We start from the raw sequence: 18,351 nt of genomic DNA, 5'->3' as shown, positions 1-18,351 counted from the left end.
GTCACCACTCCCCGAGATGAGTCATGTGGTCGGCGACCGCGGCGGCGGTGGGGGAGTCCATCCGTCCGACGAGGCGCCCATCCGCGAGGAACAGGACCCGGTCGGCGTGCGCGGCCGCGACGGGATCGTGGGTCACCATGACGATGGTCTGCCCCAGCTCGGTCGTGGTGCGGCGCAACAGGTCCAGCACCTGACGGCCGGTGCGGCTGTCGAGCGCGCCGGTGGGCTCGTCGGCGAACACCGCGTGCGGCTGGGTGATGAGTGCCCGCGCGATCGCGACCCGCTGCTGCTGGCCGCCGGACAACTCGGCCGGGCGCCGGTTCCGCTTGTCGGCGAGACCGACCGCGTCGAGGACGTGGTCGAGATGGGCCCGGTCGGCGGTGCGTCCGGCGAGCAGTAGCGGCAGCGTGACGTTCTGCTCGACGGTCAGCGCCGCCATGAGGTTGTACGCCTGGAACACGAAGCCGATGTGATCACGCCGGAACACCGTGCGGGCCTTGGGCTTCAGTGCACTGATCTCGGTGTCGCCGAGCCACACCGAGCCGCGGGTGGGTTGGTCCAGGCCGGCGGCACAGTGCAGGAACGTGCTTTTGCCGGAACCGGACGGGCCCATGATCGCGGTGAAGCTGCCGGGCGCGAGGGCGAGGCTGACGGCGTCGAGTGCAGTGACCTGGGTACGCCCGGATCCGTAGGTCCGGCTGACGTCGGCCAGGCGGACGGCGGCCCGCGGCGGGCTCTGTACGAGCGGCGGTGTGACGGTGTGGGAGGTCATGGTGAAAACGCTATGGAGCGGACGAGTCCCGGAACATCCCGCTCGGTACCGGATCGAGGGTGTAGCCAGCTGTACCTGCCGCGAGCGGTACGGCAGACTCGGCTCGCCCACACCGCAGCATCTCATCAGGTCTGGAGACACGGAACATGCGCCATGTGACCGACAGCGAACGCCGTGCGCGGCTGGCGACCCGCCACGCGCTCGCGCCCGGGTGGTCCGCGGGGTCGCCGGTGGAAGCGGCCCGGTCGGTCGTGGCCCTGCACGCGACCGACGCCCCGACCGTCTATCTGTCGACCTGGGTGCGGGTTCCGGGCGTCGCCATCGCCGACATCGACCGAGCGCTCTACGACGACCGCTCGCTGGTCAAGCAGCTCGCGATGCGACGAACCCTGTTCGCGTTCCCGCGGGACGTCCTCCCCGCGGTGCTGTCGAGCGCCGCGGCGCGGGTTGCGACGACCGAACGTGCGCGGATGGCCCGCGACATCGAACGCGCCGAGATGGCTCCGAGTGGGAATGCCTGGCTCGACCGGGCGCGGAGCGACGTGGCGGCGGCGCTCGAACGGAGCCCCGGCGCGCTCTCCGCCGCTGAGCTGCGTCGCGCGGTCCCACTGATCGACGTGACCGTTCCCACCACGGCGGGAGAGACCTGGTCTGCACCCCAGGTCCTCACGCTTCTCGGCGCGGAGGGCGTGGTCGTGCGCGGACCGTCCACCGGCTGGTTTCCCACCGCGAGACCACTCTGGGAACTTCCGTCCCGATGGCTCGGTCAGTCTCTCGCCGAACCGGATTCGGCCGGGGGATACCGCGAACTCGTCGGGCGGTGGTTGCGCGTATTCGGCCCCGGCACCGAGGACGACATCGTGTGGTGGCTCGGCGCGACGAAGACCGTCGTGCGCCGCGCGCTTCGTGAACTCGACGCGGTCGAGGTGACCCTCGACGGGGCCGGGACCGGTTGGCTGCTCCCGGACGACCTCGACGTGGTGGAGTACACCGCGCCCTGGACCGCGCTCCTACCGCCGCTGGACCCGACGGTCATGGGCTGGAAGGACCGCGCCTTCTACCTCGGACCGCACCGACCGCACCTCTTCGACACCCGGGGCAACGCCGGCACCACGGTCTGGGTCGACGGCCGAATCGTCGGCTGCTGGCACCAGGACCCGGACGCGATCGTCAGGGTCCACCTGCTGGAACCGGTCTCGGATGCGGCGCGAGACTCCCTGGACGACCAGGCGTCGCGTCTCACCGCGTGGCTCGACGGCACCCGGAGCCCGACCGGCTACCGGTCACCGGCCATGCGCGTGCAGGAGCACGAGTGGCAGACGACTCGAGGTGGCCGTTCGATGGTGTAGCCAGCTGTACCGACATCGGGTGGCCGGTGCGGCATGCTGGACCGATGACGTGGACCGAACGCCTGAAGGTGAGATGGGGCGCCGTCCGCTTCCTCGCGGTGGAGGCCGCCGCCGCGCTCGTCTCGCTGTGCTTCCTGGTCGCCGGCCTGGTGATCGCGTCGACCCTGATCCTGATCGTCGGATGGCTCGCGGTGCCGTTGTATCTGCGGGCGCTGCGCTGGTGGGCGGGCCGGGCGCGGGAGCGGGCCGGGCGATTCACCGGAACCGTGGTGGGGGAGCGCTACCCGCCGATCCCGGACCGGCCGGGCTTCGACGACCTCCGACGGCTGCTCACCGCGCCGTCGACGCGCCGCGACTTCGGATGGGTCGCGGTGCACTCCGTCGCGGCGCTGACCACGGGCCTGCTGGCGATCGCGCTGCCGCTGGCGGCACTGAACACCCTCGCCATCCCGTTCTACTGGTGGATGCTGCCGGCCGACGAGCCGGTGAGCAGCATCTACCCGGTCACGTCGTGGTGGGGTGCCGCGCCGATGCCGCTGGTCGCGATCGCGTACGCGGTGCTCGGGTGGTGGCTGATCCCCGTCATGGCCCGCGGCATCTGCGCGCTCGCATCCGGGTTGTTGGCGCCGCGGCGGGAAACCGAACTCTCCGAACGGGTCTCGGCGCTCACCGCGAGCCGGGCCGCGGCCCTGGACGCGCACGCTGCCGAGTTGCGCCGGATCGAACGGGACCTGCACGACGGTGCCCAGAACCGGCTCGTCGCCGTCGTGATGATGCTGGGGCTGGCCGAGCGGTCGCTGCGGGTCGCACCCGATCAAGCTCTGCCGCAACTCCTTCGGGCGCAGGACGCCGCGTCGGACGCGCTGTCGGAGCTGCGGACCCTCGTGCACGACATCTATCCGCCCGTGCTCGACGAGCTCGGTCTCGGCGGCGCCGTCTCCGCCCTCGCCGGCCGGAGCGCCGTGCCGTGTGTGCTCGACGTCGACGGTCTGCGACGCGCCCCGGCCGCGGTGGAGGCGGCCGCCTACTTCGTCGTCGCGGAGGCCCTCACCAACGTCGCGAAGCACAGCGGTGCCGAGCACGTGCAGGTGACCATCGCGACCCGCGACGACGCGGGCGGGGCGACGATGGTGATCGACGTCCTCGATGACGGTGTGGGCGGCGCGGTCGAGAGAGTGGGCAGTGGATTGGCGGGCGTCCGTCGTCGCGTGGCAGCGTTCGAGGGGACCGTGACCGTGGACAGCCCGCTCGGCGGGCCGACGAGACTCGAGGTGGAACTGCCGTGCGGATTCTGATCGCGGAGGACGACGCGCTGCTGCGGGAGGGGCTCGCGCTCCTGCTCGGCAGCGTCGGCATCGAGGTGACCGCCGCCGTCGACGACGCCGAGAAGTTCCTCGAGGCGTTCGAGTCCGACCCGCCCGACGGCGCGGTGCTCGACGTGCGGATGCCGCCGACGTTCACCAACGAGGGGCTGAAGGCGGCCATCGAGGCCCGCCGTCGCCGCCCCGGTTTCCCGGTGCTCGTGCTCTCGGCGTACGTCGAGGACCGTTACGCGGGCGAACTGCTCGCCGGTGGGGCGGGCGGGATCGGCTACCTGCTCAAGGAGCGGGTCGGCAAGGTCGAGGAGTTCGTGGAGGCGCTGCACCGCGTGGTCGACGGTGGCACCGTGATGGATCCCGAGGTGATCTCGCAACTGATGAGCCGGCGGCGTGCCGACGACCCGATCCGCACCCTGACCCCGCGCGAATCGGAGGTGCTGGGACTGATGGCCGAGGGTCTCGGAAACGGTGACATCGCCCGCAAGCTGGTGGTCAGCGACACCGCGGTGAGCAAGCACATCGGCAACATCTTCGCCAAGCTCGGGCTGTCGGCGTCGGACAGCGGGCACCGGCGTGTGCTCGCGGTCCTCGCGCACCTGCGCTCCTGATCAGACGCTCTCGAGCGCCTCACCGACCTCGTGCAGCGCGCGGTGGTGCTGATCGGTGGCCAGCGCGTGCCCGGCGGCGATCGCCAGGGCCACCGGCCAGTCGATCAACTCGACGGCGACGAGGACGCCGAGGGCCGCGAAGTAGGCCAGTTGCTCGGGCCGGGGCACTCCGACATCCCCGATCAGGGGCAGTCGGATCGCGAAGCGGGAGCCCTGGGTGACCTGTTCGAGCGCGGCCCGGTGTGAATCGAGTCGGTGCTGCAGGTCCATGGTTGCTTCGGTCATCATTTTCCCTGCCCATCCTCGCCGTTCACCTGCTGGACACCTGCGCCCGCCATCGTGGTGGTCGTGATCGTTTCGTTATCTTCACTGTCCGCGGTCGCGTCGGCGCTCGCTCCGTCGCGGACCGACCCGTTGACCGGCGCCGTCGCCGCGGTGCTGACGCCACCGCTGCGCCACGCGTACGCGGTGCTGCTGCGCGTGGGCGTGTTGGTCGTCGACTGAACCGGTGTCGAACTGTGGGCCTGCCACCACGTGAGCACCCGGGGTGCCACCGCGGCAGCCGCGGTCGCGCCGGCCGCCGAGCCGAGGGCCTGCGTCCACCCCACCGGGCCGAGTGGGGTGCAGCCGAGGAACTGGCTGAGCCCGGGCGTGCTGACCACCGCCCCGAGAACGGTGAGTGACCCGACGGCCGTCGCCACGACCAGGGGGCTGCGGGAATCGATCAGCGTCTGCCCCAGTTGGGCGCCGACCAGCGCGACGAGTCCCACCGTCGACGCCCTCCGCGGCCGCCCGGTCACCGAGGCCAGTCCCCACGCGACGCCCGCGCCGGCGGCGGTGGCCGCGCCCCGCACGGTCACCGTCCGCCACAGCGCCGCCCGGTCCGGCCCGCGGCCGTCGTAGGCCCGGTCCGGGTTGGGCGGGCTCACCGCGAGCGCCGCGGCCGGTAGCGCGTCGGTGAGCAGATTGACCAGCAGCAACTGGCGCGCGTTGAGCGGGGCCCGGCCGCTGATCGCGCTCCCGAGCAGTGCGAACGCGACCTCTCCGGCATTGCCGCCGAGCAGCACCGACACCGCCGACTGCACCCGCTGCCACAGTTGCCGGCCCTCGTCGATCGCGTCCAGGATCGCGTCGACGTGCCCGTCGAGCAGCAGGATGTCGGCGGCGCTGCGAGCCGGGTGGTTGCCGTGCGAGGCGACACCGATCCCGATGCTCGCGGCACGGATCGCGGCGGCGTCGTTCGCGCCGTCACCGACCATCGCGCACACGTGCCCCGTGCGCTCGAGTGTCTGCACGATCTGCACCTTCTGTTCCGGCGACATCCGCGCGAACACCGTGCGTTCGCGGACCGCGATCTCCTGCCGCCGGTGCGACAGCGCCTCCCATTCGGTCCCGGTCAGCACGTCGCCGGCGTCGAGGTCGAGGCCCAGGTCCCGGGCGATCGCCGCGGCCGTGACGGGGTGGTCGCCGGTGATCAGTCGCACCGAAATGCCCCGGTCCTCGAGTGCTGGAAGCAGCCCCGCCGCCTCCGGCCGTGCGGTGTCGGACAGGCCCAGCAGGCCGAGCGGTTCCAGGTCGCGGCGGCACAGCGCCGCCACGGTGTCGGGATCGTCGGTGGCAGTCGCCGCCTGATCCTCGGTGACGGTGCGCCGGGCCACCGCGATCACCCGCAGGCCCTCCTCGGCCATCGTCTGCACGTCGTCGGCGATGGTCTCGAGCCGCGCCGGTGACATGCCGGTGCAGGCGGCCAGAACCACCTCGGGGGCGCCCTTGACCACCAGATCGGTGCCGGTGATCGCGGCGGCGTACGGGCGGCCGGCCCGGAACGGCAGCAGCACGCCGGCCGGTTGGACGGCGCCCGATTCCGCGGCGGCCTCCACCACGGCGCGGTCTGTGGCGTGCGCGGCGGCCTTCCCGTCCGCCGTGATCGACGTGCGGGCGGCGGCATCGACGACGGCGCCGCGGGCGTGCGCGCCGATGGGCCGGACGGCGGTGACCCGCAGGCGGTCCTGGCTGAGGGTGCCCGTCTTGTCGAAACACACCACATCGACCCGGCCGAGTGCCTCGACAGAGCGGGGCGCGCGCACCAGCGCGGACGAGTGGGTGAGCCGACGGGCCGCGGCCTGCTGGGCGAGGGTCGCGACGAGGGGCAGTCCCTCGGGCACCGCCGCCACGGCCACCGCGACGCCACTCGTGATCGCGGCCTGGAGCCCGCCGCCGCGCAGCATCGACGTGAGGGTGACCAGCGCTCCGCCGCCGACGCTGACCGGCAGGACTTGCCGGGTCAGCTCGCCCAGCTGGGCCTGCAACCCGGTGCGGCCGACCGGTGTCGGCGACAGCGCGGTGGCGCGGCCCGTCTCGGTGGTGGCCCCGACTGCGGTCACCACCGCGGTCGCGGTGCCCGTCAGCACGGTGGTGCCCGCGTAGAGCATGCAACTGCGTTCGGCGAGGGGGACGCCCGGTGTCGCCTCGGTCTGCTTGTCGACGGGCAGCGATTCCCCGGTGAGGGAGGATTCGTCGACCTCGACGCCGTCGGCCTCGATGAGGCGGCCGTCGGCGGGCGCCACCTCGCCGGGCCGCACTTCGATCACCTCGCCCGCGCGGAGCCGCCCCGCGTCCACGTCCTCGTATCCGTCTCGGCGCGCGCGGACCACGCGGGCCGGGGTGTCGTGCACGGCGAGGAGCCGGCGCAGCAGGCGCTCCGCGTGCAGGCGCTGGACGGCGGAGAGCGCGGCGTTGCCGACCAGGACGGATCCGACGAGTATCGCGTCGACGGGCGAGCCGAGTACGGCACTCGCCGCCGAGCCGGTGGCCAGGATCGGCGTCAGCGGGTCGGACAGCTCCGTCCGGAGCGAGCGCCCGAAGTCCCATGCGGCGTCCACGGGTCGCCGCATCCACGCCGCGGTCGCGACGAGTCGCCCCCTTTCCGCTGCCTCCGGTCGGGGTCCGGGCGACCCGAGCATGCGGCGGACGCGGTCGACGGGCATGGCGTGCCAGTCGTGCTGCGGATCCGGCAGGGGTGCGTCCGCACGCAGCACCCGACGAGCGAGGCGGTGACCGGTCCACAGTGCGGCTCCGGCGCCCGCGCTGACCGGCCCCGGGCCCCGGCCGTGCGTCCCCGGCAGCATCAGCAGCGATCCGAGAAGCGAAGCGCCGGTGGCAATCTCGATGCCCCGACGGGAGGCGGTCACGGCCGCCGGGACGGCGCGCACCACCCGCCACGCGCCGGCCAGGTCGGGGACGAGGAGGTCGCAGTCGGTGGGTGGGACGGCGCCGCTGCGCGCGAGCGCGATCCCGACGTCGGCGGCTGCGAGCGCCCGCGGACAGTGTGCGGCGAGAACCGCCACCGACTCGCCGCCGTCCTGCAGGTTCAGCGTCATCGTCAGCAGGTCGGAATCGTCTGCACCACTGGGTTTTCGGAGCTCATCGAAGGCCGATCGCAGGGTTCCGAGGACCTCGTCGTCGATCGAGTGGACCGTGGCCGCCGACCGTCGGATCTGCTCGAGGAGGCCGCCGGCCAGCGGATCGCGAACGGGTGCGACCAGCACTGCGGCATCGGGGTCGTCGGAGAGTGCCGCGACCTCCGGCAACTCCGTGAGGCGATGCCAGCCCGCCCCGAGCGTGCCGTCGTCGACGGCGGTGCGGGCCACGTCCCAGACGCGGGCCCGACGGTCGTCGGGGACCCCGCGGATCCTGCTCACCCGGAGATCTGCAGTCAGCAGGGCGCGGGGGTCGACGACCACGGCGGTCACGCCGTCGAGGCGGCGCAGCACGTCCGGGCCCCGGCACAGCACGCGGTGATCGGCGACGAGACCGCGGCCGAGCGTGCTCGCGAAGGACTCACGCGCGATGCGGGCGGCCTTCGGGGCGGTCACCAGCGCCGTCGTACCCGCCGCCCGCAGGCTGCCGGTGGCGGCGCCCACCGCCGCGGAGCCCGCGAGTTGCACCCACGCGACTCGTTCGAGATGACGGTCGACCGCGCCGTTCGGGGCGGCGGTGTCGGTGCCGGTGGGCCGGGGGAGAGGACTGTGGTGCCACGCCCGCCGATTGGCGACCACCTCGCCGACCACCGACGCGCGCAGCAACGATTCGACCGCGAGAGGGGCCGGGGCCTGCGCGGCGGCGTACCCGGTGGCCGTTGCGGTGGACAGGAGCAGGTCGGCGCCGACCCGCCCGAGTCCGGTCTCCAGCAACCGGCGCAACCGTGGCTGATAGTCGAGGATCGTCACCGGCGCGGACAGCGCGAGGGGCAGTCGCGGCACCGCCAGGACCCGTCCCGCCGCCGCGACGCCGAACCCGACGGAATGGGCCGCGAGCGCGATCACGCGCGCACGGAGCACGGCATCGTCCCAGGCCGGAGGGGGGAGACGGCCGACATCGGGGGCGCCGGTTCGTCGAGGCGTGAGGAGTGCCGTCAGCACGCCCGCGGTGGCCGCGGTGCCGACGACCGTCGCCGTCAGTGCGGTGTCCAGGCTTCGGCGGGGCAGACGGCGTGCCTGCCCCAGCAATGCCCCGACCCCCGCAATCCTCACCGAGCGGTACGCCCCCGCGGCCGGGATGTCGTGCTCTTCTTGGAGGTTGTCTTGGCGGTTGCCTTCGTCGGTGTCCTTGTCGAGGGCTTGGCGGACTTCCTCGCGGGCGCGTGCGAAGGTGCGGCAGCCATCGCCGCCTCCGGGTGCGCGCCGCGCTCGTGGAGTTGCCTCAACACGAGCGCGGCGCCCCCGACGGTCAGGACCACCGGCCATTCGACGAGCCCCACCGCGCCCGCGGCGGCCATCGTCAGAACGGCGGCGGGTGTGGATCGGCTCCCCGTCTCGACGCCCTTGCGTACTCCGTCGGCGACACCACCGACCGCGCCGCGGACCCCGCCGACGACACTCCCGACGGCCGCGCCGCCGACTGCGCCGATCGAGGCGGTGGTCACCTCGGCGATCCCGGAGACCGTTCGTACGGCCCCGTCGGCGAACGACATTCGGCCGGTACCGGATCGGTGACCGTTGTGCGAGGTGTTCCCAGTCTGTTCCATCGAACGCCCATCGTCGGAATCGCAGTCGAATCGCGACTGCAGTCGTCGGGGATCGGGTTGCCGCTCGCAGCCGAGTCTAAACCCGACCACCTGCCTTGTGAACCTTCCGGACGTTCGACCGGCACGCAATGTCCGGTGTGTCAAGCGTTGTGTTCATCCAAACGGCAACCCGTGGCATTGCGACCGTCCGGTCCTAACGTTGCTTTCCGTCACCCCGTGGCACCACCGATCCGAGTGTGGTGCACGGGTTCTCCATCCCACTGCAACTAGGAGTCCTCGATGTTCCGTATGCGCCGCCTGTCCCGAGCCGCACTCGCGCTCGCGCTCGTTCCGCTGGCCGGACTGGTGGTTGCGTGTGGTGGCTCCGACGCCGTGGCCTCCGAGAGCGGTACCGGCACCGGTACCGGCGCCGCGCAGTTCACTCTCAAGGTCTACGACCCGGGCAACTCCGGGGCGATCGCCGTCGGCAAGCGCGACGGAGACTTCGATCGGGCGCTGGCCCCGCTCGGTGCCAGGATCGAATGGGTCAAGACCACACCGGGATTCAGCTCCAACCTCAAGCTGTTCAACACCGGCGAACTGGACATCCAGACCGGTGCCTACAGCCCGGTCGTCGGCGCACTGTCCAAGGACGTGGGCGTCCGGATCTTCGCGACGTCCGACCCGTACAACAAGGACCAGAGCGGCATCATCGCCACCGCCGGGTCGGGAATCTCGACCCTCGAGGACCTGAAGGGCAAGCGGATCGCGGTGAATCCGGCCGCGAAGGGCGAGTACATCGTCCTCAAGGCGCTCACCGAGGCGAACATCCCGATCGACTCGGTCGAGCGGGTGCCGCTGCAGCAGACCGATGCAGCATCGGCCTTCTCCACCGGTCAGGTGGACGCGTGGGCGTCGTTCCTCGCGCCGTACCAGGAGGCGAAGGCCAAGGGCGCCAAGGAGATCGCCACAGAGGGAGATATCAAGTCGGTAGACAACACGATCATCGCCGGCCGCACCGTGGTACTGCAGGAGCACCCCGAGGTGGTGCAGAAGTTCCTCGAGGTCACCAAGGACCTCACCCGCCGGCAGCGGGAGAATCCGGCCGCATTCGAGAACGTCTTCGAGCAGGTCGGGCCGCGTGCACTGAGCGGCCAGCGCCTCGACGACGCGATCGCGCTCGGCGGCCAGGTCACCGACTTCCGCTATCCGACCGCTGCCGACGAGGCCGACCTGCAGTCCGTGGCCGATCTGTTCTACCGCAACGGCGTCATCCAGCGGCAGCTCACCGCCGCCGACCTGACGTTCGACCTACAGGGTGCGGCCGCGTCGAAGCCGGGGGCGTGACGGTGACCGCGACGCTGAAGGACACCGCGCGGGCCGGCGCGGTGGAGCGTCTGGCCCTCGAGACACCGGCCTACCGCCGGCAGCGCAACCGTCCCGCGTGGCTGTCGTTGCCACTGCGCCTGCTCGTCCCCGCAGCGCTCATCGCGGGGTGGTGGATCGGCTCGGCCACCGGGCTGATCTCCGAGGCCGTGCTCGCCTCGCCGACCAAGGTGTGGGACGCGTTCGCCGAGCTGTACTCGACCGGTCAGCTGGTCGACTTCTCCCTGGCCTCGCTGCAGCGGGCCGCGATCGGTGTCTTCTTCGGCACCGTCATCGGGCTGGTGCTCGGGGTGCTGTCGGGGCTGTCGACGCTCGGTGAGGAGCTCATCGACTCGACGATGCAGATCAACCGGGCCGTGCCGTTCCTGGCGCTGGTGCCGCTGTTCATCGCGTGGTTCGGGATCGACGAGACGTTCAAGGTCGTGCTCATCGCGGTCGCGACGGTCGCGCCGATGTACGCGTACACGTACCTCGGTGTCCGGAACGTGGACCGGAAGATGGTCGAGGCGGCGCGCGGGTTCGGGCTCACCGGCTGGCGGTTGGTGGCGGAGGCGATCCTGCCGGCCGCGCTGCCCGGTGTGCTGATGGGACTGCGGATCTGCCTGTCGCTCAGTATCACCGGACTCATTGCCGCGGAGCAGGTCGGCACCCGCGAGGGCATCGGCTACCTGGTCACGCTGGCGCAGGAGTACAACCGCACCGATTACATGGTGCTGTGCGTGGTGCTGTATGCGGCGCTCGGTCTCGTGTTCGACGCGATCGTGCGGGTCATCGAGCGGTTCGCGATGCCCTGGCGTCGGCTGGCGGTGGTCCGATGACCCCGACACCGGCGCCGCTGCCGCCACTCGCGGAGCGGGAGCGGACGGCGACGACCGCGGCGGCCCGACGTGCCGGGGAACCGGTCGCGGTGCGGCTGCGGGGAGTCCGGAAGAGCTTCGGCGACAAGACGATCCTCGGCGGCGTCGACCTCGAGATCCACCGCGGCGAGTTCGTGGTGCTGCTCGGGCCCAGCGGCACCGGCAAGACCACACTGCTGCGCCTGCTCACCGGACTCGAACGACCGGACGGCGGCGAGATCCTCGTCCCGCACCAGCGGACTGTCGTCTACCAGGAGCCGCGGCTGATTCCGTCCAAGCGGGTCCTCGGCAACGTCGTCGTCGGCCAGCGTCGCAACGCGGCCGTCCGCGCTGCCGGGACCAAGGCGCTGGACGAGGTCGGTCTGGCCGGCAAGCAGCGGGACTGGCCGACGACGCTGTCCGGCGGTGAGGCGCAGCGTGTCGCCCTGGCTCGGGCACTGGTCCGCGAGCCCGAGTTGCTCCTGCTCGACGAGCCGTTCGCCGCGCTGGACGCCCTCACCCGACTGCAGATGCAGGACCTGGTCGGTGATCTGGTCGCCCGGCACCGGCCCGCGGTCCTGCTCGTCACCCACGACGTCGACGAGGCCGTCCGCCTCGCCGACCGCGTGCTGATCCTCAACGAGGGGGCGTTCGCGGTCGATGTCGACATCGACCTCGCGCGTCCCCGAGACCGCAACGATCCCGAGGCGCTGCGCTACCGCGCGGCGTTCCTCGCCGAACTCGGCGTCGGCAGAGACGTCACCCACCACCCCGAAGGGAGCACTCCGTGACCATCACATCACCCCTCGACACCCTCTGGTACACACGGTGCCCCGTCCCGACCGCGAGTGGACTCGCGAACTCGCTGGGCTGGCTGTCCGAGACCGCCGACGACGCCGGACTGCGCTTCGGCATCCTGCAGGACGCCGACGCGGACCTCGCCGGACGGCACTTCGATCACGGGCTGCCGAGCCTGATCCGGGAGGGCGGCAACGTGCCCGCACTCGCGGCGCGGGCCGAGGGAGCCCCGACCCGACTGGTCGGGCTGACCTGGATCGACGAGTCGCAGGCGATCCTCGTCGGACCGGCCGCCTCGCTGGGCTCGCCGGCCGAACTCGCCGGACTGCGCATCGGCATTCCCGCGTGGGCCGACGACCGGGCCCGCAGCTTCCCGCGGGCGATGGCGTTGCACGGCTTCGCGTCGGCGTTGCGCCTCGGCGGTCTCACGTTCGCCGACGTCGTGGCCGTCGAGGTCCCGGCCGACCCGAATCCGCAGGTGCGCACGGCCTCCCGGTCCCGCACCACCACGTGGGGCGTCGAGACACTGCTGCGCGGCGACGTCGACGCGATCTACGTCAAGGGTGCCCGGGCGCAGGAGGTGGCTCGCGAACACGGCCTGCAGGTCGCCGTCGACCTCGACGCCACCGCGTCGAAGCGGCTGCGCGTCAACAACGGCACCCCGCGACCGATCACGGTGCACGCCGACCTGCTCGAGTCCCGGCCTGACCTGGTCACCGCGTTCCTCGCACAGACACTGCGGGCGGCCGACTGGGCGGCCGACAACCTCGACGAGGTCCGCGACGTCCTGGCCCGCGAGACGTACTCGGGCGCTGCGGGAGTCGCGGCCGCGTACGGCGACATGTTCCACCGCGGGCTGCACCCGACGCTCGACGCCGACCGGCTCGAGCTGCTCGACGTCCAGAAACAGTTCCTCTACACACACGGCTTCCTGGCCGCCGACTTCGACCTCGCATCGTGGGTGGCACCCGAGCCGCTGCGTCAGGCCCGCGAGCTGCTCGCATCCGATCGGAAGGTGGCATCGTGACCGAATTCCTGTGGGAGTTGCCGGTACGCGGCGACGGCCGGCACGTCGGCGCCGTCTCCGAACGCCGGGGCGGCTTCGACTTCCTCGACCAGGCGATCCTCGCCGCCGAGCTGTCCGGGTTCGACGGCATCGTCGTCCCGTACGACCCCGAGGGCGACGACTCGTGGGTGGTCGCCGGGTCCGCACTGCGCCAGACCCGGCACGCCCGCGTCACCGTCGAATTCCATCCGGCGTTCGGCACCCCGGTCTACGCGGCCAAGCTGTCGGCGACGCTGCAGCGGCTGTCCGCCGGACGGCTCGATTGGCGAGTGCGGGTGGACGTCGACGACGACGATGCGCGTGCACGCGGTGATCGGGTCGCCGGTCCCGACCGCTACCGCCGGGCCCGCGAATTCCTTGCCGTCGCACGCGGTGTGTGGAACGAGGAGCAGGTGCTGCCGGGGCGTTTCGGTGGCACGGGCTTCGAGTTCGGGGGCGAGTTCTACGACGTGATCGACGGCGGGTTCCGCGGCATCCTCTCGGGGTTGCCGGCTCCCACGGTGTATCTGTCCGGGACGTCGCCCGAAGCGATCGCGCTATCGGGCGAGCACGGAGACGTGCATCTGTTGGACGAGCAGCCGCACGGCATCGCCACCGTGGCCTCCGAACTCCATAGCACCGCTGCAGGATTCGATCGCGAGATCCGGATCGGCCTCGAACTTCCCATCGTCGCCCGCGAGGACGCCGACGAGGCGTGGGCGCGCGTGCTGCGTCAGTGGCGCGAGGTGCATCCCGAGGCCACCGCGGCGGACGTGCGGGCTCTGGCACTGGACGGCGCGCGGTGGACCGGCTTCGACCGGATCGGCTATCGGCAGCAGATCGGTCTCGTCGGCAGTTACCAGCAGGTGGCGCAGGCACTGTCGCGCTACCGGGAGCAGGGCGTCGAGGTGTTCGTCCTCACCGGGCACCCGCATCTCGAGGAACTGCACCGCGCCGGCGAGCACCTGCTGCACCTCGTCGACCCCGCCGGACGCACGCTCGCTGAACAGGAGATCCCCGCATGAGCACCGACTTCTACTGGCGCGTCGGCATGGAGGGCGACCACGCGTCGCTGCGCACCCCGCGCCGCTACAACCGCGGACACGCGGGCGGGCACGGTCCCGGCAACATCGCACCGGCGATCCGCGGCGGCGAACTCGACGGCTACAGCTACATCGACCACATGGCCGCGGTGGTGAAGGCGTCCGAGTCGGCCGGATTCGTCGGCGGGCTGCTGCCGTCGTTCCCGATCACCGAGGACCCGTGGGCGGCGGCGTCGGCGCTGGCCCGTGCGAGCGACACCTACCGGTTCATGGTGGCGTTCCAGCCCGGGTTCCTCCATCCCGTGCAGGCGGCGCGGATGTCGGCGAGCTTGCAGCGCGCCACCGGCGGCCGACTCGTCTACAACATCATCAGCGGCGGCGGGGGAGCGCCGCAGCTGTGGTGGGGCGACAAGGTCGCGCACGACGACCGCTACGCCCGCACCACCGAGTTCCTCGACGTGCTGCGCGGGGTGTGGGACGGGGCGCCGTTCGACTACGACGGCCGCTTCTTCCGCACCGACGGCGCCGCGCTGCCGCCGCTGCTGGCCGGCCAGCCGTTCCCCGAGGTGTTCTTCTCCGGGTCGTCCGGCGCGGCGGTCGCCGCCGCGGGAGCGCACGCCGACTACTACCTGTCGTGGCTCGAGCCGTTCGCGGACCTGCGGGCCAAGTTCGACGGTGTCCGCGAGCAATCCGCGAAGCTGGGCCGCACCCCGAAATTCGCGGTTCGCATCGACATCGTCGCCCGGCACACCGAGGAGGCGGCGTGGGCCGAGATCGAGAAGGGCTGGGCGTTCGTCGACCGCGACGCCGCCAACCGCGCCGCGCAGGGCGACTCGGTGGGCGCAGCCCGGATCGCGGGCTGGGTGCCGGAGAACATCACCGGCTACCGCGATCTCGAGGTCCAGCCCAACGTGTGGTGCGGCTTCAGTCTCATCCGCGGCGGGCCGGCGTTCGGCCTCGTCGGCAGCTACGAGCAGGTCGCCGAGCGGCTCGACCAGTTGATCGACCTCGGCGTGGACGCATTCATCCTCGCCGGCAACCCCCACCTCGAAGAGGCCTACCGCGTGGGCGAGGAGGTGCTGCCGCTGTTGCGCCGCACCACGCCCACCCCGGTCCGCAGTGTTACCGTCCGATAGGAGCATTCCCATGACCAGCACCGAGATTCGCATCACCCCCGAGATCGAGGCGTTCGTCGACGACGCGCGCCGCGCCGCCGACACCGCCTTCCGGGTGTTCCGCGAGACCGGCACCGTCTCCGCCAACGGCACCGTCAACTTCGTCGAACGGGTGCCCGGCGAGGAACTCGCGGTCGCCCTCAACGAGCCCGGACCGTGGGCCGAGGACCGCAGCGCGAAGCCGATCCTCGCGACGTTCGACGGCGACGTCCTCTCCGGCGACGGCCCGGCCGGCTTCGTCACCGGGTACGCCAAGGTGTTCCGCGAGCACCCGGAGATCACGTCGATCGTGCACGTGCACACCCCGTGGCTCGGCGGGTGGGCCCAGACCCACCGCACGCTGCGGATCAAGTACGCGGCCTCGCAGCGTCTGACGCTCTCGCGCGACATCCCGCCGCACATCGACCGCAGCCAGTCGCCCGGCGACTTCATCCTCGACCGTCTCGTCGACGACCCGGACCTCGTTGCGATCTTCGAGGCCAACGGCGGCGTCAACGTCATCGGCCGCGCCGGACTGCTCGAACTCGCCAAGTTCGTGGTGCTGCTCGAGGAGGGCGCGCAGTACCAGGCGCTCGGCGAACTCGTCGGCGGCACCGTCGATTTCGACGCCACCAACCTCGTCGCCCAGTGGGGTCGCAGCGGACTGCTCGACGAGGCCCGCCGACGCGGACTCGTCTGAGCCCGGACAGTCAGGAGCGCTCTCATGACGATTCGAGTCGGGTACTTCCCGAACAACAACTCCCTGTTCGCGCTGCGCCACAACGGGCTGCTCGAACTCCGCCTGCCCGACGTCGAGTGGGTCGACCTGCGCGACCTGCCGGCGACGCCGCGAGTGGATCCCCGCCACGGTCTGCCGACGCTGCACTCGGACTGGCTCTTCGAGGCCGGCGGCTACGACGTGATCGGCACCGGCTTCACCCCGCCCATCACCGCGCTCGGTCAGGGCCGCGACCTGGTGTACATCGGTATCTCCGGACCGCGGGTCGAGAACGGCCGGCTGGTCGCGCTGTCGGAATCGGGAATCCGGTCCGCCGCGGATCTGCGCGGCAAGCGGGTCGGAGTCGCGCACGGCTCGTGGCAGACCACGCTCGTGCTGCTCGCGCTGGACCGCGAGGGACTGACCTGGTCGGACATCGTCCCGGTGGACGTCGACGTCGACCGCGGCGGGGCCGCGCTGCTCGCCGGGGACATCGACGCCTGGGTCGGCGCCTACCCGGGCCTGGCCGAGGTGGAGGCGCAGGCGAAGATCCGCACCCTCGTCGACACCGACGGCCTGTTCAGCCACCCGTCGCTGTGGTTCGTGCGCCGCGAGTTCGCCGAGAACCACCGGCAGGAGCTCGAGGCGATCGTCGCGGCCCTGCAGGAGTCGGACGCGTGGATCGTCGCGAATCCTCGCGAGGCGGCCCGCTTCTTCGTCGAGGACGCCGAAAGACGCGGGGGTACCGCAGATCTGGACCGCTGGGAGGAGGCGTTGCGAGGACGCCCTTCGGTATCGGACCTGTCACCGACGAGTTCCTCGACGAGCAGCAGCGCGCTGCCGACCTGCTGTATGCCAACGGTCTGCTGCCGAAGGCTGTCACTGTCAGGGACGCGGTCCTGCCGTGGGTCGGCGAGGTGGTCGACGCGAGCAGGTCCGGCGCTGCGGTGTGATCGGTCGGCCGCCACCGGCTACCCTGGTTGTCGAGTGTTCGCGTTCGTGGCGGCACACGTGAGCAGCAGGGATGGCGTCGATGGGCAGGCAGCGGGGCGGCCGCAAGACCGAGGGGCGCGCTCCTCGTGGTGACGAGGGCGGACCCCTCGCCGGTACCTACGAGATCGACACCGGGACGTGCGAACTCGAGGAGGATCCGTTCGATCCGCAGAGTTGGATCGTGAAGATCAACGGGGAGCCGAGTTCGCACATCGACCTCGCGGACCCGCAGACCCTCGCCTTCGACTACATGCGATGGATATCCGAACTGTCTCGTTCCCAATGGGATTCGCAGACCAAGCTTCGAGTCCTCCACCTGGGCGGCGGCGCCTGCACGCTGGCGCGCAGCTTCACATCGGTCTATCCGGAGGCACGGCAGGTGGTCGTCGAGTTGGACGGCCGCCTCGCCGTGCTGGTTCGCGAGTGGTTCGACCTGCCGCGGGCGCCGATGCTGCGGGTCCGGGTGGGGGAGGCTCGTGCGGTCACCGAGTCGCTCACCGACGACAGTCGGGACCTGATCATCCGCGACGTGTTCGCCGGACGCAGCACGCCGCGGCCGCTCACGACTCTCGAATTCACCCGGCAGGCACGCCGCGTGCTGTCACCCGGCGGGGTCTACGTCGTCAACTGCGGCGACACCCCCGACCTGCGGGGAGCCCGCGCCGAGGCCGCAACCATCGGCGCGGTGTTCGAACACACCGCGATCATCGCCGACCCGGCGATGATCAAGGGCAAGCGTGACGGCAACGTCGTCATCGCCGGAAGCGACGTCCCGATCGGGACCTCCCCGACGCTCGCCAGTCGGGTCCTCGGCGGCGGCACCCCGGCCCACGTGTGGCAGGACACGCAGGTTCGGCGGTTCGCCGAATCGGCGAGGGTGCTGCGCGACGAGGGCATGGCGGCCGTCGACTAGGCCGGTTCGGATTCGGATTCGGGGTCGGTATCGGGTTCGGGGTCCAGCGGGACTGATCGGGCGGCGCGGACACCGATCCAGGCGCCGACGAGGGTGAATCCCAGCAGACAGGCGGCCCCGACGCTGCCGAGCACCGTCAGCCAGGTTTCCGACAGCGGGGCGAGAGCGCTGAACCCGGTGAGGATCGAGCAGTAGCCGCCGATCTGCATTGTTCGGCTACCGGCGCGGTGGGCAGTGGTCCAGGCCTCGTCGCTCACCATCGTCGACGGTGTCCGGATGCCGGCGTACGGGTTTCGCTTCAGGCGGCCGCTCGCCGCGGCCCGTGACGCCCACACGACTGCGGCGCCCGCGATGGTGAAGGTCAGCCACAGCAGGACGCGCAACCCGATCGAATCCATGGGGCTCACGCTAG

General features: G+C 71.6%; 16 protein-coding genes and 2 pseudogenes. 13 read left to right on the top strand and 5 right to left on the bottom strand.

All coding sequences use genetic code 11. The annotated features are described in order from the left end of the window. Position 1: 1 nt before the first annotated feature. On the bottom strand, positions 2-772 hold the full coding sequence (locus IJ15_RS0111610) for an ABC transporter ATP-binding protein (protein WP_031938501.1): 771 nt from the start codon (positions 770-772) through the stop codon (positions 2-4). A gap of 146 nt (positions 773-918) precedes the next feature. Here IJ15_RS0111610 and IJ15_RS0111605 point away from each other — a divergent pair, with 146 nt between their 5' ends. Genes IJ15_RS0111605 through IJ15_RS0111595 form a run of 3 tightly spaced genes read left to right on the top strand, consistent with a single transcriptional unit; the run spans position 919 to position 4,048 of the window. Continuing rightward, entirely contained in the window at positions 919-2,121 is a 1,203-nt protein-coding gene (locus IJ15_RS0111605; protein WP_051918781.1) for a winged helix DNA-binding domain-containing protein, read from the top strand. A gap of 44 nt (positions 2,122-2,165) precedes the next feature. Continuing rightward, complete coding sequence (locus IJ15_RS0111600; RefSeq protein WP_031938499.1) at positions 2,166-3,416, top strand: sensor histidine kinase; 1,251 nt, start codon at positions 2,166-2,168, stop codon at positions 3,414-3,416. Continuing rightward, on the top strand, positions 3,404-4,048 hold the full coding sequence (locus IJ15_RS0111595) for a response regulator transcription factor (protein ID WP_031938498.1): 645 nt from the start codon (positions 3,404-3,406) through the stop codon (positions 4,046-4,048). The genes IJ15_RS0111600 and IJ15_RS0111595 overlap by 13 nt, the downstream gene beginning before the upstream one ends. Here the strand turns inward: IJ15_RS0111595 and IJ15_RS0111590 are convergent, their stop codons facing one another. Beyond that, positions 4,049-4,333: a hypothetical protein gene (locus IJ15_RS0111590; RefSeq protein WP_081880701.1), complete on the bottom strand. Its 285-nt coding sequence runs from the start codon at positions 4,331-4,333 to the stop codon at positions 4,049-4,051. It lies immediately after the preceding gene. On the opposite strand from IJ15_RS0111590, the gene IJ15_RS27070 reads away from it, so the two are divergent. Continuing rightward, complete coding sequence (locus IJ15_RS27070) at positions 4,304-4,552, top strand: Rv1535 domain-containing protein (protein ID WP_407984084.1); 249 nt, start codon at positions 4,304-4,306, stop codon at positions 4,550-4,552. The genes IJ15_RS0111590 and IJ15_RS27070 overlap by 30 nt on opposite strands. 65 nt (positions 4,553-4,617) lie before the next feature. Here IJ15_RS27070 and IJ15_RS27065 read toward each other — a convergent pair. Together IJ15_RS27065 and IJ15_RS0111580 are read right to left on the bottom strand one after the other, a co-directional pair. Beyond that, positions 4,618-6,942 (bottom strand): annotated as a pseudogene (locus IJ15_RS27065) (cation-translocating P-type ATPase); the annotation flags it as partial. A 1,634-nt stretch (positions 6,943-8,576) separates the two neighbouring features. Beyond that, a complete protein-coding gene (locus IJ15_RS0111580; RefSeq protein WP_031938495.1) occupies positions 8,577-9,020 on the bottom strand; it encodes a hypothetical protein in 444 nt (147 codons plus the stop codon). Positions 9,021-9,353: 333 nt separating this feature from the next. Here IJ15_RS0111580 and IJ15_RS0111575 point away from each other — a divergent pair, with 333 nt between their 5' ends. From IJ15_RS0111575 to IJ15_RS0111535, 9 genes and pseudogenes are all read left to right on the top strand, one after another. Beyond that, positions 9,354-10,400, top strand: coding sequence for an NrtA/SsuA/CpmA family ABC transporter substrate-binding protein (locus IJ15_RS0111575; RefSeq protein WP_031938494.1), 1,047 nt, complete (start codon positions 9,354-9,356; stop codon positions 10,398-10,400). A gap of 2 nt (positions 10,401-10,402) precedes the next feature. Further along, on the top strand, positions 10,403-11,257 hold the full coding sequence (locus tag IJ15_RS0111570) for an ABC transporter permease (protein WP_051918796.1): 855 nt from the start codon (positions 10,403-10,405) through the stop codon (positions 11,255-11,257). Next, positions 11,254-12,066 (top strand): ABC transporter ATP-binding protein, encoded by an 813-nt coding sequence (locus IJ15_RS0111565; RefSeq protein WP_031938492.1) that lies wholly within the window; start codon positions 11,254-11,256, stop codon positions 12,064-12,066. The genes IJ15_RS0111570 and IJ15_RS0111565 overlap by 4 nt, the downstream gene beginning before the upstream one ends. Then, a complete protein-coding gene (locus tag IJ15_RS0111560) occupies positions 12,063-13,100 on the top strand; it encodes an ABC transporter substrate-binding protein (RefSeq protein WP_031938491.1) in 1,038 nt (345 codons plus the stop codon). The genes IJ15_RS0111565 and IJ15_RS0111560 overlap by 4 nt, the downstream gene beginning before the upstream one ends. Continuing rightward, entirely contained in the window at positions 13,097-14,143 is a 1,047-nt protein-coding gene (locus tag IJ15_RS0111555; protein WP_031938490.1) for an LLM class flavin-dependent oxidoreductase, read from the top strand. Before IJ15_RS0111560 ends, IJ15_RS0111555 begins: the two co-directional genes overlap by 4 nt. Beyond that, positions 14,140-15,297 (top strand): LLM class flavin-dependent oxidoreductase, encoded by a 1,158-nt coding sequence (locus IJ15_RS0111550; protein WP_031938489.1) that lies wholly within the window; start codon positions 14,140-14,142, stop codon positions 15,295-15,297. The genes IJ15_RS0111555 and IJ15_RS0111550 overlap by 4 nt, the downstream gene beginning before the upstream one ends. 10 nt (positions 15,298-15,307) lie before the next feature. After that, a complete protein-coding gene (locus IJ15_RS0111545) occupies positions 15,308-16,015 on the top strand; it encodes a class II aldolase/adducin family protein (protein ID WP_031938488.1) in 708 nt (235 codons plus the stop codon). A gap of 24 nt (positions 16,016-16,039) precedes the next feature. Further along, positions 16,040-16,986 (top strand): annotated as a pseudogene (locus tag IJ15_RS24875) (ABC transporter substrate-binding protein). Positions 16,987-17,066: 80 nt separating this feature from the next. Beyond that, positions 17,067-17,939 carry a spermidine synthase gene (locus IJ15_RS0111535; RefSeq protein ID WP_031938487.1) on the top strand — a complete coding sequence of 291 codons (873 nt, stop codon included), beginning with the start codon at positions 17,067-17,069 and terminating at the stop codon, positions 17,937-17,939. Here IJ15_RS0111535 and IJ15_RS0111530 read toward each other — a convergent pair. Beyond that, positions 17,936-18,337, bottom strand: a complete 402-nt coding sequence (locus IJ15_RS0111530) for an SdpI family protein (RefSeq protein WP_051918778.1) — start codon at positions 18,335-18,337, stop codon at positions 17,936-17,938. The two genes, IJ15_RS0111535 and IJ15_RS0111530, sit on opposite strands and share 4 nt — an antisense overlap. Positions 18,338-18,351 lie beyond the last annotated feature (14 nt).

Origin of the sequence: Prescottella defluvii (assembly GCF_000738775.1) — a bacterium.
In the GTDB taxonomy this organism is placed as follows: domain Bacteria; phylum Actinomycetota; class Actinomycetes; order Mycobacteriales; family Mycobacteriaceae; genus Prescottella; species Prescottella defluvii.
Note: the sequence above shows the minus strand (reverse complement) of the source record. Positions and strands in the feature narration are given on the sequence as shown.

Bases quoted from the DNA above. Each gene is read 5' to 3' on its own strand.
- IJ15_RS0111610 (WP_031938501.1), bottom strand. From the start codon at position 772: ATGACCTCCCACACCGTCACACCGCCGCTCGTACAGAGCCCGCCGCGG.
- IJ15_RS0111605 (WP_051918781.1), top strand. From the start codon at position 919: ATGCGCCATGTGACCGACAGCGAACGCCGTGCGCGGCTGGCGACCCGC.
- IJ15_RS0111600 (WP_031938499.1), top strand. From the start codon at position 2,166: ATGACGTGGACCGAACGCCTGAAGGTGAGATGGGGCGCCGTCCGCTTC.
- IJ15_RS0111590 (WP_081880701.1), bottom strand. From the start codon at position 4,333: ATGACCGAAGCAACCATGGACCTGCAGCACCGACTCGATTCACACCGG.
- IJ15_RS0111580 (WP_031938495.1), bottom strand. From the start codon at position 9,020: ATGTCGTTCGCCGACGGGGCCGTACGAACGGTCTCCGGGATCGCCGAG.
- IJ15_RS0111575 (WP_031938494.1), top strand. From the start codon at position 9,354: ATGTTCCGTATGCGCCGCCTGTCCCGAGCCGCACTCGCGCTCGCGCTC.
- IJ15_RS0111565 (WP_031938492.1), top strand. From the start codon at position 11,254: ATGACCCCGACACCGGCGCCGCTGCCGCCACTCGCGGAGCGGGAGCGG.
- IJ15_RS0111550 (WP_031938489.1), top strand. From the start codon at position 14,140: ATGAGCACCGACTTCTACTGGCGCGTCGGCATGGAGGGCGACCACGCG.
- IJ15_RS0111545 (WP_031938488.1), top strand. From the start codon at position 15,308: ATGACCAGCACCGAGATTCGCATCACCCCCGAGATCGAGGCGTTCGTC.
- IJ15_RS0111535 (WP_031938487.1), top strand. From the start codon at position 17,067: ATGGGCAGGCAGCGGGGCGGCCGCAAGACCGAGGGGCGCGCTCCTCGT.
- IJ15_RS0111530 (WP_051918778.1), bottom strand. From the start codon at position 18,337: ATGGATTCGATCGGGTTGCGCGTCCTGCTGTGGCTGACCTTCACCATC.